We start from the raw sequence: 16614 nt of genomic DNA, 5'->3' as shown, positions 1-16614 counted from the left end.
ATGGGAACGCTGCGGTTCGTCGTCGCGGGCCTCGTCGCCGGTGCGACGACGACCTGGGCACGCCGCCGCCTCGACCAGGCGGTCCGGGACGGCTCCCTGAAGCGCGTCCACGAACGGGTCGCCACGCCGGAGGCGTGGACGCGCACCAACCACCGCGGCGAGCCGATCAGCCTGCTGGAGGGCCCGGCCGTGGCCGCCGGCCTCGTGGCGGGCGCGGTGGCCGCGGGCGGCCCCGCCGCGGGGCCGGTCGCGTTCGCGACGGCGGCCGCGGGCGCGTTCGGCGTGGTCGACGACGTCGCCGAGGACCAGGCGACCGCAGCCAAGGGCCTGCGCGGGCACCTCGGGGCGCTCGCGCGCGGGCAGGTCACCACCGGCGGGCTCAAGGTGCTCGGGATCGGCGGGGCGGCGCTGCTGGCGGCCGCCGCGGGGACGCCCGGCAGGACGCCGGGAGCGCCCGGCCGGGGGAGCGGGCCGGGGCGGCTCGCCGACGTCGCGATCAACGGGGCGCTCATCGCGGGGACCGCGAACCTCATGAACCTGTTCGACCTGCGGCCGGGACGCGCGCTGAAGGCGGCGGCACTGGCGAGCGTGGCCGCGGGGTTCGCGCCCGGCCCGGCAGGATTCGGGTCCGGCCCGGGGCAGGCCGCCGGGTCCGGGACCGGGGCCCTGACCGGGGCTCTGCTCGGCGCCGGGCTCGCCGCCGCCCCCGCCGATCTCGGCGAGCGGGACATGCTCGGCGACGGCGGCGCCAACGCCCTCGGCGCTCTCGTGGGCAGCCAGATCGCCTTCGGCGCGCCGCGGCCGGTACGGATCGCCGCCCTCGCGGGTGTCGTCGGCCTCACCCTGGCATCCGAAAAGGTCAGCTTCTCGAGGGTCATCCGCGAGACCCCTTGGCTGAACCGCATCGACATGCTCGGCAGACGCCCCGTGGACAACGAGGTACGCCCGGCGACCACGAGCTTGCCGGGCATCGGCCGAGTGTCGCCGGCGGAAACCTCGTGGTCGCCCGGCATCGCTCGTTCCCGGCCGCCCGGTGCCGCCAGGTGAAGGGCGGGCTCGCGCGGGCTGCCCTGCTGGTCACGCTCGTCACGCTGGCCAGCCGGGTCGTCGGGTTCGGGCGGTGGCTCGCGCAGGGGTACTTCGCCGGGAACGGCGACTTCACCGACGCGTTCAACGCCGCCAACCTGCTGCCCAACGTGCTGTTCGAGGTGGCCGCGGGCGGTGCGCTCGCGGGCGCCGTCGTGCCGCTCGTGTCCGGGCCCCTGAGCCGGGCCGCGTTCACGGCCGAGGGCACCGCGGCCAACCGGGATCAGGCATCCCGCTCCGCCTCGGCGCTGCTCGGCTGGACCCTCGTCGTGCTCGTCCCGGTCGCCGTGCTCATGGCCCTGCTCGCCGGGCCGGTCGCCGGGTGGCTCGACCTGAAGGACCCCGCGCTCACCCAGGTCGCCGCCTCCTTCCTGCGGGTGTTCGCGGTGCAGGTGCCGGTCTACGGGATCGCCGTGGTGCTCGGCGGGATCCTGCAGGCGCACAAGCGGTTCTTCTGGCCCGCGTTCGCGCCGCTGATCTCCAGCCTCGTCGTCATCGGCGTCTACTGGGGCTTCGCGGCCCGGGCCGGCCGCCGCGGCGAGCAGGACGTCGCCGAGCTCTCCGCGGCCGCCCTGGACTGGCTCGCCTGGGGCGTCACCGCGGGCGTCGTCGCGCTCGCGGTCCCGCTCGTGATCCCCGCCCTGCGCACCGGGCTCAGGCTGCGGCCCACCCTGCGGTTCCCCGCCGGGGAGGGGCGCCGCGCCGCGCACCTCGCGTTCGCGGGCGTGGGCGCGCTGATCGCGCAGCAGCTCGCGCTCGTCGTCGTGATGAAGGTCGGCACCGATCTCGGGGTCTACACCACCTGGCTGTACGCGTACAACGTCTGGCTGCTGCCCTACGCCGTCCTCGCCTTCCCGATCGCGACCAGCGCCTTCCCGCACTTCGCCGAGCACGCCGCCGCGCGGCGCCACCACGAGCTCGCCGCGCTCGTGGCCTCCACCACCCGGATCCTGCTCGTCGTGGCCGCCGCCGGGGCCGCCGCCCTCATCGCCGCGGCGCCCGCCGTGGAGACGGTCTTCGACGTCGTCGTCACGGGCGACGCGCCCGGTCTGGCCGCGGCCCTGGAGTGGATGGCGCCCGGCCTGCTCGGGTACGCGCTCGTGCTGCACCTGTCGCGCGCGCTGTACGCGGTGGATCACGGCCGGGCCGCCGTGACCGCCACCGTCGCCGGCTGGGGCGTCATGGCCCTCGGGCTGTCCGGCGCGCGGGCCTGGGTGGTCGCCCGGGGCGGCGCGGAGCCCGGCGTCGTGCTGGCCGCGCTGGGCCTCGCCGTGACCGCCGGGATGGCCGTCGCGGGCGTGGCGTTGATCGTCGCGGTCCGGCGGCACCTCGGGCGGGCGGCCCTGGCGGGCCTGGGGAACGTGGTGCTGGCCCTGGCGGTCGGGACGACGGCGGGCGCCTTCGCCGGGCACATGGTCGCCTACCTCCTGCAGCCGGACGGCTGGAAGATCGACCCCCTCTTCCGGGTCGGCGCGGACGGGGAACGGGCGTTCGTGCTCGGGGACCTCCTGATCGCGCTCGGCGGCGGGCTCGCCGGAGGGCTGGTGGCGGCGGGCGTCGTCGTCGGCGTGGCGCTGCTCGCCACACCGGACCTGCGGGCCCGGCTGCGCGACCTGAAGCGCGGCGGAACGGCGGGATGACGGCGGATGTCGCCGCGCCGAACCGCAGGTGACGGCAGCTGACACCGGAGTGTGATTCTGGCTACTGCGCGCACCCCGCCGTTTTCCCGGCCGGATCGCCGATGGGGGAGTACGCTGGAGTTCCGTGGTCGAACCCCTGAACAGACAGTCCTTCAAGCAGTCTCAGAACCGCAGCTCGCGCAGCGCCGTGACCAAGCACATCTTCGTCACCGGAGGCGTCGCGTCCTCGCTCGGCAAGGGCCTGACGGCGTCCTCGCTCGGGCGCCTGCTGCGCTCCCGGGGCCTGCGCGTCACGATGCAGAAGCTCGACCCGTACCTCAACGTGGACCCGGGCACCATGAACCCGTTCCAGCACGGCGAGGTGTTCGTCACCGAGGACGGCGCCGAGACCGACCTCGACATCGGCCACTACGAGCGCTTCCTGGACGTGGAGCTGCCGGCGTCGTCGAACGTCACCACCGGGCAGGTCTACTCGACCGTGATCGCCACCGAGCGCCGCGGCGACTACCTGGGCGACACCGTGCAGGTCATCCCGCACATCACCGACGAGATCAAGCGCCGCATGCGCGACCAGGCGTCGGGCGACGTCGACGTGATCATCACCGAGATCGGCGGCACGGTGGGCGACATCGAGTCGCAGCCGTTCCTGGAGTCCGCGCGGCAGGTGCGGCACGAGCTCGGCCGCGACAACGTGTTCTTCCTGCACGTGTCCCTGGTGCCGTACATCGGCCCGTCCGGCGAGCTGAAGACCAAGCCCACCCAGCACTCCGTGGCCGCGCTGCGCAGCATCGGCATCCAGCCCGACGCGATCGTGCTGCGCGCGGACCGCGAGGTCCCCGAGTCGGTGAAGAACAAGATCGCGCTCATGTGCGACGTCGACAACGAGGCCGTCGTCAACGCCGTCGACGCGCGCAGCATCTACGACATCCCGCGCGTGCTGCACGGCGAGGGCCTGGACGCGTACGTGGTGCGGCGCCTCGACCTGCCGTTCCACGACGTCGACTGGGACGGCTGGGCCGAGCTGCTCGAGCGCGTGCACCGGCCCGCGAACACGGTCGAGGTGGCGCTGGTCGGCAAGTACATCGACCTGCCGGACGCCTACCTGTCCGTCACCGAGGCGCTGCGCGCCGGCGGCTTCGCCAACGACGCCAAGGTGACCATCCGCTGGGTCGCCGCCGACGAGTGCCGCACGCCCGAGGGCGCGCGCGCGTCCCTCGAGGGGGCCGACGCCGTCCTGGTGCCCGGCGGCTTCGGCGTGCGCGGCATCGACGGCAAGATCGGCGCCCTGCGCTGGGCGCGCGAGAACCTCGTGCCCACCCTCGGCATCTGCCTCGGCCTGCAGTCCATGGTCATCGAGTACGCGCGCACCGTGCTCGGGTACGACGACGCGTCGTCGACCGAGTTCACGCCCGACTCCGCGCACCCCGTGATCGCCACCATGCTGGAGCAGAAGGCGATCGTGGAGGGCGAGGGCGACCTGGGCGGCACGATGCGCCTCGGCTCCTACGACGCCCACCTGGCGCCCGGATCCGTGGTGGCCAAGGCGTACGGCACCGAGCGGGTCGCCGAGCGGCACCGCCACCGGTACGAGGTGAACAACGCCTACCGCGGCGAGCTGGAGGCCGCCGGGCTGGTCATCTCCGGCACCAGCCCCGACGGATCCCTCGTCGAGTTCGTGGAACTGCCCGCCGAGGTGCACCCTTACTACGTGTCCACACAGGCCCACCCCGAGTTCAAGTCCCGCCCCACCCGCTCGCACCCCCTGTTCGCCGGGCTCATCGCGGCCGCGCTCGAACGCCAGGGTGCGTGACCCGGTGGACCTCCTGAACGCGGGGCCGGAGAGCCAGTACGAGCCGTACGAGCCCGTCGAGCCCCGGTTCCCGGACACGGCGCCGATCGAGCGGGTCGCCGAGCGCTGGGGGCCCGGTGGCGCGCCCGGGCCGTCGTCGTCCCCGCCCGCCCCCGCGCCGACGTCGTCGGCCGCCTTCGGCATCGCGGACGTCGTCTCGCCGCGCCCCGCGCGGCGGCTCGACATCCCGTTCCAGGGCCGGGTCGTCGACATGGCGGTCGACCAGGTCGATCTCGGGACGGCGGGCGTCGTGCGGCGCGAGTACACGGTCCATCCCGGATCCGTGGTCGTCGTCGCGCTCGACGCCGAGGACAACGTGCTGCTGCTGCGCCAGTACCGCCACCCCGTGGGCGCGTACCTGTGGGAGCTGCCCGCCGGCCTGCTCGACATCGACGGCGAGGACCCGCACGTCGCCGCCGCGCGCGAGCTGGAGGAGGAAGCCGACGTGCGCGCCGCGCGCTGGGACGTCCTCCTGGACCTGCTGCCCACACCCGGCGGCAGCAACGAGGCCGTCCGCGTCTTCCTCGCCCGCGACCTCACGCCCGTCCCCGAGCACGAACGCCACACCCGCGAGGCCGAGGAGGCGGACATGGTCGCCGTCCCCGTCCCGCTGGAGGAGGCCGCGGCGCTGGCGCTCGCCGGCCGGCTGCACAACGGTCCCTCCGTCGCCGGCATCCTGGCCGCGGCCATCGGCCGGGCGAGCTCGTGGCGCACGGTCCGGCCGGTCGACTCGCCCTGGGAGTACCGCCGCAACTGATCGGTGGCGGATCGGCTCTCCCCGGCGGGCCGGCCGGAGCCGGGCGCGGGCCGGGCGCGGGCCGTGAAACGCTTAACGGCGTTGCCGCGAGCACCCGCCGCACCAGACCGTCTTCCATGCGCCCGCATCGTCGCGGGCGTGCGCCGACGGGCGCATTACCCAGGAGGGCGTGCAATGACCCGAGAACCGAACCGGAGGCGATGGCGCAGGTCCGCCGTCGCCGTCGGCACCCTCGCTGCGGTGGCGTTCGCCACTGTCGGCGCGACCGGCGCCAGCGCGGAGTCCGCGCGGACCGACGTGGCCCAGGCGGCGACGTCGGCCGACGAGGCCCGCGCCATGGCGGGCCCCTACGCGGACCGCTTCCTCGAGATGTACGACAAGATGAAGGACCCGGCCAACGGGTACTTCTCGGCCCAGGGCATCCCCTACCACGCGGTGGAGACCCTGATGGCGGAGGCGCCGGACTGGGGTCACGAGACCACGTCCGAGGCGTACTCGTTCTGGATCTGGCTCGAGGCCTCCTACGGGGAGGTCACCGGGGACTGGGCGCCGCTGAACAACGCCTGGACGACCCTCGAGAAGTACATGATCCCCACGCAGGAGAACCAGCCGACCAACGGCGCGTACAACCCGGCCTCCCCGGCCACGTACGCCGGCGAGGCGGACCACCCGAGCCTCTACCCGTCCCAGCTCGACACCGGGGTCTCGGTCGGCAACGACCCGATCGCGAACGAGCTGAAGAGCGCGTACGGCACGTCGAACATCTACGGCATGCACTGGCTCGCCGACGTCGACAACGTGTACGGCTTCGGCGCCGCTCCCGGCAAGTCCACGCTGCAGGGCCCGTCGTACAAGGGCACCAGCTACATCAACACGTTCCAGCGCGGGCCGCAGGAGTCCGTCATGGAGACGATCCCGCAGCCGTCGATCGAGGACTTCTCGTACGGCGGCCCGAACGGCTTCCTCGACCTGTTCACCAAGGACGCGTCTTACGCGAAGCAGTGGAAGTACACCAACGCGCCCGACGCCGACGCCCGTGCGATCGAGGCCGTGTACTGGGCCCAGAAGTTCGCCGCCGAGCAGGGCAAGTCCAGCGCCATCTCCGGCACCGTGGACAAGGCGTCGAAGATGGGTGACTACCTCCGGTACGCCATGTTCGACAAGTACTACAAGGAGCCGAACTGCCAGTCGACGTCGTGCCCGGCAGGCAACGGCAAGAGCTCGATGCACTACCTGCTGTCCTGGTACTACGCCTGGGGCGGCGCGCTCGACACGTCCGGCCCGTGGGCCTGGCGCATCGGTTCGTCGCACGCGCACTTCGGCTACCAGAACCCGATGGCGGCCTACGCCCTGTCGAACGACCCGAACCTGATCCCGACCTCGCCGACGGCGAAGGACGACTGGGCCAAGAGCGTCGACCGGCAGCTCGAGTTCTACCAGTGGCTGCAGTCGGAGGAGGGCGGCATCGCCGGTGGCGCGACCAACTCCGTGGGCGGCGCCTACAAGTCGCACCCGGCCGGCACGCCGACGTTCTACGGCATGGCGTACGACGAGAAGCCCGTTTACCACGATCCGCCGTCGAACCAGTGGATCGGCATGCAGGGCTGGGGCGTCGAGCGCGTCGCGCAGCTCTACCACGAGACGGGCAACGCCCGCGCCAAGGCGATCCTCGACAAGTGGGTGCCGTGGGTGCTCGACGAGATCACCGTCACCGACACCTCGTGGTCGGTGCCGTCGACCCTGAAGTGGTCGGGCGCGCCGAACACGTGGAACGCGACGAACCCCGCGCCGAACACGAACCTGCACGTCGAGGTCACGGCCCACGGCCAGGACGTCGGTGTCGCCGGTGCGCTGGCCCGGACGCTGATCTACTACGCGGCGAAGGCCGGCGACCAGGCCGCGGCCGACGAGGCCAAGGCGCTGCTCGACGCGATCTGGGCGCAGAACGTCGACTCCAAGGGCGTCTCCACCGTGGAGAAGCGCGAGGACTACAAGCGGTTCGACGACGTCTACGCGGGCGGTACGGGCGACGGCATCTACGTGCCGAACGGCTGGACCGGCGACATGCCGAACGGCGACATCGTCAAGCCGGGCGTCAGCTTCCTGGACATCCGGTCGTTCTACAAGAACGACCCGGACTGGCCGAAGGTGCAGGCGTACCTGGACGGCGGCGAGGCGCCGGAGTTCCGGTACCACCGGTTCTGGGCCCAGACCGCCATCGCCACGGCGTACGCGGACTACGACCGGCTCATCGCGGACCCGGGCACGAACCCGAGCCCGACGCCCACGCCGACGGTCTCGCCGTCCGTGTCGCCCACGCCGAGCGTGTCGCCGACGCCCTCGGTGTCGCCTTCGGTCTCCCCGTCCCCGTCGGTCACGCCGACGCAGGCCGGCGCCTGCACGGCCACGCTCTCCGTGGTCAGCTCGTGGGGCGGCGGCTACCAGGCCTCGGTCAAGGTGCGGGCGAACTCGCCCATCACCGGCTGGCGCACCCAGTTCAGCCTCGGTTCGTCGACGTTCGCCCAGGGCTGGAACGCGCAGTTCAGCGCGTCCGGGTCCCAGGTGACGGCGTCGAACCTGAACTGGAACGGCAACCTGGGCGCGGGTGGCACCGCGGAGTTCGGGTTCCTCGGCAACGGCACCCCGCCGTCGTCGGTCCCGGTCACGTGCACCACTCCGTGATGTCCTGACCGCACACGAGACGGCGGCCCCCCACCAGTGCCCGGCACCGGTGGGGGGCCGCCGTCTCGTGTGCGGCCGTCCCGGATCAGATCTCGGGGACCGACGACTCCACCGGCGGCGCCACGTCGAGGTCCGACGGCGGCAGCGGGACCGACGCGCCGGAGCCGAAGGCGCGCGTGCCGACGACGCCGAGGGCGAAGTTCGCGTGGCACTGCGGGCAGTACCACTCCGGCGTCGGGACGGGCACGTCGAAGCCGCCGTACACGACGTCCGGGTCGAGCCGCATCTCGTCGTGGATGGTCTCGTTCCAGATGATGCGCTTGGCGGTGCCGCGCGAGTGGCAGGACGGGCACGCGGGGCGCATCCGGGCACGCTGCGCGGCGACGGAGTGGCCGTGCAGCAGCTCGTGGCAGGGGTCGCACACGAGGTGCGTGTCGGAGATGAGGCGGGCCAGCTCACGCACGGCGCCGGACTCGGCGGCGGCGCGGGCGCCGTCGTCGTGCGGGCGCAGCTCCGTGACGCCCACGAACTGCTCGCAGGAGTTGCAGCGCTCCTCGGTGTTCATCTCGCGGCCGGTGATGGTGCGGTGGCCGAGGATGCGCAGCACGTGCAGGTTGGGGGAGAGCTGGCCGGTCTCGCAGTCGCCCGGCTCCAGGGTGCCGGACGCTCCGTTGCGGAACTGGTGCGCGATGCCGTCCAGCACGAGGCGCGCGTGCTCCTGCGGGAGCCAGCCGGACGAGCGGGCGTACGCCGAGGCGCCGCTGAACAGGTCGTCCCAGAGGACGGGCTTGTCGGGGCCGAAGGCGTCGTCGGCGATCCAGTCCTCGCCCTGCGTGGCGCCCATGAGCTCCACGGACGCGATGACACCCGGGTCCGAGCCCACGACGGTGACCACGACGTCACCCCGCTGCGGGCCGTCGGCGCCGCGCGGCAGCAGGTGCTCGTTGGTCCCCGTGGCGACGGCGACCGCCTCGCGCAGCCAGTCCTCCGACCAGTTCAGGTAGACGGAGGGCACGAGCCACGCGGGCAGGGACGAGACGGGGGGAAGCATGTCCGGTTCGCTGGTCACGGCGGAAGGTTACTGCAGGCAGGGCGTCCGGCTGAACCCGGCGGCTGTCATCTGCGGCGAAGTCACCCGGTCGGTCCGTTTCGCAGGCACGAATTCACCCGCGAGCCCGCCCGGCGACGCCGGGCCTCACGCGCGGCCGGCGGCGTCGCGCGCCGCCAGGGCGGCGGCCACCGCGGCCCCCGCGTAGAGCGCGACCTGGACCGACTGGAGCGGCACCGACGAGCCGGGCAGGCCCACCATGAACACGTTCGCCAGCGAGCCGACGGCGACGACCCCCAGGACGACGAGCGTCGCGGCGCCGATCCGGACCAGGCCCGTGCTCGTGCGCGAGACGAGCCACAGGGCGGTCAGCGACACGAGCGGCGCGAGGGCGCTGATCGCGAGCGAGATGACGTAGAACTCGACGTCGGGCTGCCGCGCGACGGTCGCCGCGGCGAGCACCACCTGGCCCGCCGTCACCGCGGCCAGCCCGGCCACGGTGAACCGCCCGCCCAGGGCGGCCCGCGACCGCTCGCGCGCGCCGAGGAACCCGAGCACGATCGCGCCGGCGGCGAGCAGCACGGTGACCGAGGTGAGGACCGTCTCGGTCACGACGACCGCCCGGGCGCCCCGGGCGCCCTGGATCACCGCGATCACGGCCAGCGTGACGAGCTGCGCCCCGGCGATCACGGCGGCGGTGCCGCGCAGCGCGGCGGCGAAGCGGTGCGACGGGTGCATCCCGGCGGCGCCGGCCGCGATCGTCAGCGTCGCGGGCGTGCCCACGGTGACCAGCACCCACGGCACGTTCTCGGTGTGGAAGGCGAGCAGATCGGGGTCGAACCCGATGCGGGCGAAGGTGAGCACCACCGCCATCCAGGACGCGGCCGTGGCGAACGCGATGGTGACGACGGGCCAGACGGAGCCCGGGGCGTCGTCGGACCGAGCGTCGGCGGATCGCGCGTCCTTGGTGAACGCCGCGAGATCCTCGGGGCGGACGAGGCGTTCTTCGCCGGGTCCGCCGGTTGTTCCGGTCATGGTGCTCCGCTGGATCGTTCAAACTTTCTGAGGCTCGACCAGGGTACCGCCGGTGTCGGACATGCCTTCCAAAACAGCCACGCCCGATGCGGAGTCGTTGCCTTGCGGTGCGCGGCCGCTCAGGACCAGCGGAACAAGCGGGTCGCCAGCAGCGTGAGCGCCGTCGTCCAGCCGAGCAGGATCAGCACCGGGGCCACCGGCACGGCCCCGTCCAGCAGCGCGGCGCGGGTGGCGTCGCCGAGGGCGCCGGACGGGAGCGCCGCGGCGAGCGGGCCGACCGGGCCGAGCCGGTCGGGCGGCACCACGAGGCCGCCGCCCACCACCAGCAGGATCCACACCAGGTTCGCCACGGCGAGCACGCCCTCGGCCCGGACGGTGCCGGCCAGCAGCATCGCCAGGGCGGTGAAGCACGCCGTGCCCAGCAGCAGGATCCCCGCGGCGGGCAGGATCCCGGCGGGATCCGGGCGCCAGCCGAGCAGCACGGCGACCCCGGACAGCACCACGACCTGCACCAGCAGCACCCCCAGCACCGCCAGCGCCTTCCCGGCCAGCAGCCCGCCGCGGCCCAGCGGCGTCGTGGCGAGCAGGCGCAGCACCCCGTTGCGCCGGTCGAACGCGGTGGCGATCGCCTGCGACGTGAACGCGCTCGACACCACCGCGAGCGCCAGCACCCCGGGCGCGGTGAAGTCGATCCGGCTGGCGTCGCCGGGGTCGAACCCGAGGAACGGCGCGGTCGCCATCCCGATCAGCACCAGCGTGGGCAGGATGATCGAGACGAGCAGCTGCTCGCCGTTGCGCAGCAGCGTCCGCGTCTCGAAGAGCGCCTGGGTCAGGATCCGCCGTGCCGCGGGTGCGGCGGCGTGGGTCGCGTCAGGGACGACGACGTCGTTCATCGCAGATGCCTCCCGGTCAGGTCGAGGAACACGTCCTCCAGGGTGCGGCCGCCGGTGGTCACGGACCGGGCGAGCGCCCCGGCGTCGGCGAGCCACCCGGCCACGACGGCGAGCGTCGCCGGGTCGACGGGGCCGTCGACGACGTACACCCCGGGCTCGCTCTCGGCGACGGTCCAGCCGGCCTGCGCCGTCCCGCCGGCCGGTGCCCTCCCGGCGAGCGACTTCGCGAGGGGTTCGACGTCGAGGCCGGGGCGCGCCTCGACGCGCACGCAGGTGCCGGTCGTCGTCCCGTGACCGCCCGTGGCGAGGAGTTCCGGGACGCTGCCCGCGGCGATGACGCGGCCGTGGTCGACGACGTGGACCTGGTCGGCGAGGTCGGCGGCCTCGTCCATGAGGTGGGTGGTGAGGACGACGGCGACGCCGTCGTCGCGCAGCTCCCGGACGAGGTCCCAGACGGCGCGGCGCGACTGCGGGTCCATCCCGGCGCTCGGCTCGTCGAGGAACACGACCTGCCCGCGGCCGACGACGGCGCACGCCAGGGCCAGGCGCTGGCGCTGCCCGCCGGACAGCCGCCGCACGCCGGTCCGCGCGAACGAGCCGAGGCCGAGCCGTTCGGCGAGCTCGCCGACGTCGCGCGGCGTCGCGTACATGGCGGCGACGTGCCGGAGCACCTCGCCGGCCCGGGCGCCGGACGGCAGCCCGCCGTCCTGCAGCATGACGCCGACGCGCGGCCGCAGGCGGGCGGCGTCGACGGCGGGGTCGAGCCCGAGGACGCGCACGGTCCCGCCGTCGGGCACGCGCAGGCCCTCGCAGCATTCGACGGTGGTGGTCTTCCCGGCCCCGTTGGGGCCGAGGACGGCGGTGACCGCGCCGGGCGCGGCGTCGAGGTCGAGGTGCTCGACGACGACGCGGCCGCCGTACCGCTTGACGAGGCCGCGCACCTCGACGGCCGGACCGCCGGTGACCGGCGGGAAGGAATTCACCGCCTCATCGTAGGGCTCGGGGGCGGGTGGGTCGCATCCCGGGGATTAATCCAGATTTTCATCCCATATGTGACTGCTATGACTTCTTTGACGTGTCCGGCTACCTGTGATTTGGCTGGATGAATCCATAAACTTGACCCACCGTTAACCCATACCAGGGAGGCTGCCATGCAGCGACGTTTCACGAGCAGGAGGCCCGGCGACCACCACGGCCGGACGGCGCGACGCTGGGCGGCCGCGGCCGCCGGTCTCGCGCTCCTCGTCACCCCCGCTCTGGCCACACCCGCGGCCGGCGCCGTCACCCCCGCGGCGGACAAGGCGCAGATCCTCGGCGCCGGCTCCGCCGACGCCATCCCCGGCGAGTACATCGTGGTGCTCGACGACGCCCAGGTCCCGGCGGGCAAGGTCAGGACCAAGGCCAAGGGTCTCGCCGGCAAGTACGGGGCGAGCGTCGAGGGCGCGTACACGAAGGCGGTGCGCGGGTTCAGCGCGAGGATGTCCGCCGCCGAGGCCGCCGAGCTGGCCGCCGACCCGGCGGTCGCGTTCGTCGAGCAGAACCAGCGCGTCTCCGTCGCGGCGACGCAGTCCCCCACGCCGTCGTGGGGCCTGGACCGCATCGACCAGCGGGCGCTGCCCCTGGACAACTCCTACACGTACGCGAGCTCGGGATCCGGCGTCACCGCGTACATCGTCGACACGGGCATCCTGACCACCCACTCCGACTTCGGCGGGCGCGCGGTGCACGGCACCGACACCGTCGACGGCGACAGCAACGCCACCGACTGCAACGGCCACGGCACCCACGTGGCGGGCACGGTGGGCGGCACCGCCTACGGCGTCGCCAAGAGCGTGACGCTCGTCGGCGTCCGCGTGCTCAACTGCTCCGGCTCCGGCACCAACGCCGGCGTCATCGAAGGCATCGAGTTCGTGACGGCCGACCACCAGGCGGGCGAGCTCGCGGTGGCGAACATGTCGCTCGGCGGCTCGGCCTCCACGGCCGTCAACCAGGCGGTGGCCGCGGCCGTGGCCGACGGCGTCACGTTCGCCGTCGCCGCCGGCAACGAGACCACGAACGCCTGCACCAAGTCCCCGGCGAGCGAGCCGACGGCGATCACCGTCGGCGCCACGACGAGCACCGACGCCCGCGCGTCCTACTCGAACTACGGGACGTGCCTCGACATCTTCGCCCCGGGCTCGGGCATCACCTCGGCCTGGCACACCGGCACCTCGGCCACCAACACCATCTCCGGCACGTCGATGGCCTCCCCGCACGTCGCCGGCGCGGCGGCGCTCATCGTCGGGGCGAACCCCGGCTACACGCCGCAGCAGGTGCGCGACACGATGGTCGCGAACGCGACCAGCAACGTCGTCACCAACCCCGGCACCGGATCGCCCAACAAGCTGCTGTACACGGGCACGGGCACGCAGCCGCCGGACCCCGATCCCACCTGCTCCGGCACCAACTCCGGCAACTACACGATCAGCGACAACGCCACCGTCGAGTCGCCGATCACGCTGTCCGGCTGCGGCACCGCCGGCACCGCGACCGTCTCGGTCGACATCGTCCACACCTACATCGGCGACCTGGTCGTCTCCCTGGTGGCGCCGGACGGCACGGCCTACACGCTGCAGTCGCGTTCCGGCGGCAGCGCCAACGACATCCACACCACCTACACGACCGGCGTGACCGGCGAGACCGCGAACGGGACCTGGAAGCTGCGGGTGCGGGACGCCGCGAGCGCCGACGTCGGGTACATCGACTCCTGGACCCTGGCGCTGTGAGCCGTTCCCCGATCCGGGGAAGTCATCGGGCCTGAGCGGGGCCTGACACACCGGGACGGTCGGTCGTGACAGACGACCGGCCGCCCCGGGTTTCCTGGCAGGGTGACGTGATCGGTCCCACGTCCGGTGGCCGCCGTCCCGGACCGGGACGCACGCCGGCGAGGACTACGGTTGTCGGGTGAGCACGCCCGACACCCTGCGCCCCTCCGGCGGGACCGCCGCCCGGATCGTGGGGCTCCTGGCCCCCCTGCGCCGCTGGACCGCCGCGATCCTGGTCGCGAACCTCGCCGGGCAGATCGGCATCATCGTGACCGGCGGCGCCGTGCGCCTCACCGAGTCCGGCCTCGGCTGCTCCACCTGGCCCGAGTGCGAGCCCGGGCACTTCACGCCGCAGTTCCACGAGGCGACCACCCTGCACCCGTACATCGAGTTCGGGAACCGCACGCTCACCGGCCTGCTGGGCATCATCGCGCTCGCGGTGTTCCTGGTGATGATCACGGACCTGACGCGCCCCCGGGCGTACCGGCTGCTCGGCCTCGTCCCCGGCCTCGGCGTCGTCGCCCAGGCCGTGATCGGCGGGATCGTCGTGCTGCTGGACCTGCACCCGGGCTGGGTGTCGCTGCACTTCGGGGTCTCGGCGACCCTGGTGGCGTTCTCCCTCTACCTGGTCCACCGGCACGGCGAGGGAGACGCGGCGCCCCGCGTCGTCGTCCCGCGAACCGCCCGGCTGCTGGCCTGGGCGCTCGCCGCACTCACCGCCGTCGTCGTCGTCCTCGGGGTCCTGACCACCGGCGCGGGCCCGCACTCCGGCGACGCCGAGGTCGGCTACCGCCTCGCCCTCGACCCCGACCTCCTCTCGAAGTGGCACGCCGCCGCGGTCTGGGCGTTCCTGCTGGCGCTCGCCGCGTACGTCGTCGTCCTGTACCGCGCGTCCGACGACGACGCCGCGGTGCCGCGCGCCCGCAGCGCGGCCTGGCTCCTGGCCGCCATCACCCTGGCGCAGGGCGGCATCGGGTACGTGCAGTACTTCACGGGCCTGCCGGCCCTGCTGGTCGGCCTGCACATGCTCGGCGCGGCGCTGCTGATCGCGGGATCGACCCGGGTGGTGCTGACGACGCGCGTCCGGTGACGCGCGCACCGGGGCGAACCCTCGTCACACCCGGGAGTTCGGGCGGCGGTGTGCCAGGAGGACCAGGACGGCGTCGAGCACGATCCACATGGTCCAGGCCACCGCCGTGAAGGTCCAGTAGGCGGCGTCGGACAGTTCGCGGGTCGGGGTCATGAAGTTCGAGTAGGCGAACTGCAGCAGGGCGTTGTGCAGGGCATGGCCCAGGACGGCGGGCCAGACGCTGCCGGTCATGAAGCGCAACGCGCTCAGGGCGACCGCGGCCAGCAACAGGTTCACCGTCGTGGTGAGCACCTCCCGGCCCGCCATGTCCCCGGCGATCCAGTACGCGCCCGTCAGGGGCAGGTGCCACAGCGCCCACAGCCCGCCGATCAGCAGGGTCGTGCCCCAGAAACCCCGGGGGCCGAGCAACGTCGTCAGATAGCCGCGCCACGCGGACTCCTCGCCGAGGGTGGAGACCATCAGGACGATCACCGTGGGAACGATCAACGGGATCAGAGCCGTCGCCTCCGGCGTCGCGCCGACGTCGATCACGCCGATCGCACCTCCGGCCAGGATCGTCACCACCGGCAGCAAGCACAGCCCGGCTGTGATCACCAGGGCTCCGAATACCACGGGCCGGACCGGACGCAGCGGCAGCGCCGCCGTCCGGAACAACGGGAGTCGTTCGCCATCAGGCCCGCGCGGTCGCAACACGAGATGCAGGAGCAGGACCGTCGCAGCCGGCACCCACATGAACAACGGCGTGACGACGCCGAGATACGTGGCGTCCGCCCCGAACAGCACGGGCGCCGTGGCGGCCACGACCGCGGCCATGACGATCAGGACGTAGAGCCCGAAGAACCGTGACGCGGTCCGTGGGGCCGCGGTGGGCCGCTGCTGGAACTCCCGCTGCTGGAACTGGTGTGGGTTCACGCCGTTCAACGTACGGACCGGCGTCGCTCCCGGCATCGGGGACAGCCCTGGCTCCGCCCCGGATCAGACGGGGATGACCCGCACCTGCCCGTCGGCGAGCTTGCCGATGTCCTTCGGGTCGGAGGTGAGCACCGTGACGGGTGGCGTCTGCCGGAGGGCCGCCTCGACGACGGTCGCGTCGATCGTGTGCTGGTGCCCGTGCATCCCGGCTTGCGCCAGGAGGTCGGCAGCGTGGTTCGCCGCGTCCTGCGACACGGGAACGACCTTGACCTGTGCGAGCAGCCACCGGAGCCGGGCGCGATCTGTCTTGGCGTGCGTGACCTCCGGGATCGTGTTCGCACCGACGACGAGCCGGACGCCGTTTCGCCGTGCCTCCTCGATCAGCGACGTCGTCGCGCGATCCCGGCTGATCCAGCGAGAAAGCCCCTCCGCATCGAGGACGAGAGTCGAGACCTTGTTCATCCGGCACGGCCCGTCGACTCGTCCGGCGTACCGAACAGGCGGTGTCGCGCTTCCGCGAGCTCAGCCTCCGTGAACTCGCCGTACTCCGCCTGGTACCGCCGCATCTCCTCGGCCAGGAGTTCGCGCCGGATCTGCTCGGCGAACGCTTCCGCGGCGAACCCGGAGATGTTGTCGGTCAGCCCCCGGGCGGCTTCGAGCAGCTCCTCCGGGATCGTGATCGTCACCTTCTTCGTCGCCATATCGCTACCATACTCCGGTATGGCCGCAGGATCACGGCTCACTCGGGGCAGCATCGTCGTCATGGTCGATCGAACTCCCTTCGGGTACTCGACGTCAGGTCCAGATGACAGTACAAG

The 16614-nt window shown here is 73.1% G+C and carries 14 protein-coding genes; 7 read left to right on the top strand and 7 right to left on the bottom strand.

Features of this window, described 5'->3' with window-relative positions:
• The 5 genes from ABD208_RS16000 (at position 1) to ABD208_RS15980 (ending at position 8014) form a co-directional block, all read left to right on the top strand.
• Positions 1-1047: a hypothetical protein gene (locus ABD208_RS16000; RefSeq protein WP_344104772.1), complete on the top strand. Its 1047-nt coding sequence runs from the start codon at positions 1-3 to the stop codon at positions 1045-1047.
• The gene (gene murJ, locus ABD208_RS15995; RefSeq protein WP_344104769.1) at positions 999-2726 is read left to right on the top strand and encodes a murein biosynthesis integral membrane protein MurJ; all 1728 of its coding nucleotides are present in this window, start codon (positions 999-1001) and stop codon (positions 2724-2726) included. Before ABD208_RS16000 ends, murJ begins: the two co-directional genes overlap by 49 nt.
• A gap of 124 nt (positions 2727-2850) precedes the next feature.
• Positions 2851-4536, top strand: a complete 1686-nt coding sequence (gene pyrG / locus ABD208_RS15990; RefSeq protein WP_425561118.1) for a CTP synthase — start codon at positions 2851-2853, stop codon at positions 4534-4536.
• Between the two features lie 4 nt (positions 4537-4540).
• Positions 4541-5332: an NUDIX domain-containing protein gene (locus ABD208_RS15985; RefSeq protein WP_344104767.1), complete on the top strand. Its 792-nt coding sequence runs from the start codon at positions 4541-4543 to the stop codon at positions 5330-5332.
• A 174-nt stretch (positions 5333-5506) separates the two neighbouring features.
• Positions 5507-8014 carry a glycoside hydrolase family 48 protein gene (locus ABD208_RS15980; RefSeq protein ID WP_344104765.1) on the top strand — a complete coding sequence of 836 codons (2508 nt, stop codon included), beginning with the start codon at positions 5507-5509 and terminating at the stop codon, positions 8012-8014.
• A gap of 85 nt (positions 8015-8099) precedes the next feature.
• Here ABD208_RS15980 and ABD208_RS15975 read toward each other — a convergent pair whose 3' ends face one another.
• The 4 genes from ABD208_RS15975 to ABD208_RS15960 all read right to left on the bottom strand — a co-directional run bounded on the left by ABD208_RS15975 (position 8100) and on the right by ABD208_RS15960 (position 11973).
• Positions 8100-9083: a hypothetical protein gene (locus ABD208_RS15975; protein ID WP_344104763.1), complete on the bottom strand. Its 984-nt coding sequence runs from the start codon at positions 9081-9083 to the stop codon at positions 8100-8102.
• A 126-nt stretch (positions 9084-9209) separates the two neighbouring features.
• Positions 9210-10097, bottom strand: coding sequence for a serine/threonine-protein kinase (locus ABD208_RS15970; protein WP_344104761.1), 888 nt, complete (start codon positions 10095-10097; stop codon positions 9210-9212).
• A gap of 119 nt (positions 10098-10216) precedes the next feature.
• Positions 10217-10990 (bottom strand): ABC transporter permease, encoded by a 774-nt coding sequence (locus ABD208_RS15965; RefSeq protein ID WP_344104759.1) that lies wholly within the window; start codon positions 10988-10990, stop codon positions 10217-10219.
• Positions 10987-11973 carry an ABC transporter ATP-binding protein gene (locus ABD208_RS15960; protein WP_344104756.1) on the bottom strand — a complete coding sequence of 329 codons (987 nt, stop codon included), beginning with the start codon at positions 11971-11973 and terminating at the stop codon, positions 10987-10989. Before ABD208_RS15960 ends, ABD208_RS15965 begins: the two co-directional genes overlap by 4 nt.
• Before the next feature lie 168 nt (positions 11974-12141).
• Between ABD208_RS15960 and ABD208_RS15955 the strand changes: the two genes are divergently transcribed.
• The gene (locus ABD208_RS15955; RefSeq protein WP_344104754.1) at positions 12142-13755 is read left to right on the top strand and encodes a S8 family peptidase; all 1614 of its coding nucleotides are present in this window, start codon (positions 12142-12144) and stop codon (positions 13753-13755) included.
• A gap of 178 nt (positions 13756-13933) precedes the next feature.
• A complete protein-coding gene (locus ABD208_RS15950) occupies positions 13934-14884 on the top strand; it encodes a COX15/CtaA family protein (RefSeq protein WP_344104752.1) in 951 nt (316 codons plus the stop codon).
• Between the two features lie 24 nt (positions 14885-14908).
• Here ABD208_RS15950 and ABD208_RS15945 read toward each other — a convergent pair whose 3' ends face one another.
• The 3 genes from ABD208_RS15945 to ABD208_RS15935 all read right to left on the bottom strand — a co-directional run bounded on the left by ABD208_RS15945 (position 14909) and on the right by ABD208_RS15935 (position 16497).
• Positions 14909-15796, bottom strand: a complete 888-nt coding sequence (locus tag ABD208_RS15945) for a CPBP family intramembrane glutamic endopeptidase (protein WP_344104749.1) — start codon at positions 15794-15796, stop codon at positions 14909-14911.
• A 63-nt stretch (positions 15797-15859) separates the two neighbouring features.
• On the bottom strand, positions 15860-16258 hold the full coding sequence (locus tag ABD208_RS15940; protein ID WP_344104747.1) for a type II toxin-antitoxin system VapC family toxin: 399 nt from the start codon (positions 16256-16258) through the stop codon (positions 15860-15862).
• Positions 16255-16497: a type II toxin-antitoxin system CcdA family antitoxin gene (locus ABD208_RS15935; protein WP_344104744.1), complete on the bottom strand. Its 243-nt coding sequence runs from the start codon at positions 16495-16497 to the stop codon at positions 16255-16257. Before ABD208_RS15935 ends, ABD208_RS15940 begins: the two co-directional genes overlap by 4 nt.
• Between the last annotated feature and the right edge of the window lie 117 nt (positions 16498-16614).

This window comes from Myceligenerans crystallogenes, assembly GCF_039529775.1.
Taxonomy (GTDB): domain Bacteria; phylum Actinomycetota; class Actinomycetes; order Actinomycetales; family Cellulomonadaceae; genus Myceligenerans; species Myceligenerans crystallogenes.
This window is presented reverse-complemented; position numbering and strand designations above follow the sequence as displayed.

What these genes read in the sequence shown, in the direction of transcription:
- ABD208_RS16000 (WP_344104772.1), top strand. Translation starts at nt 1, where the DNA reads ATGGGAACGCTGCGGTTCGTCGTCGCGGGCCTCGTCGCCGGTGCGACG.
- ABD208_RS15980 (WP_344104765.1), top strand. Translation starts at nt 5,507, where the DNA reads ATGACCCGAGAACCGAACCGGAGGCGATGGCGCAGGTCCGCCGTCGCC.
- ABD208_RS15970 (WP_344104761.1), bottom strand. Translation starts at nt 10,097, where the DNA reads ATGACCGGAACAACCGGCGGACCCGGCGAAGAACGCCTCGTCCGCCCC.
- ABD208_RS15965 (WP_344104759.1), bottom strand. Translation starts at nt 10,990, where the DNA reads ATGAACGACGTCGTCGTCCCTGACGCGACCCACGCCGCCGCACCCGCG.
- ABD208_RS15955 (WP_344104754.1), top strand. Translation starts at nt 12,142, where the DNA reads ATGCAGCGACGTTTCACGAGCAGGAGGCCCGGCGACCACCACGGCCGG.
- ABD208_RS15940 (WP_344104747.1), bottom strand. Translation starts at nt 16,258, where the DNA reads ATGAACAAGGTCTCGACTCTCGTCCTCGATGCGGAGGGGCTTTCTCGC.
- ABD208_RS15935 (WP_344104744.1), bottom strand. Translation starts at nt 16,497, where the DNA reads ATGGCGACGAAGAAGGTGACGATCACGATCCCGGAGGAGCTGCTCGAA.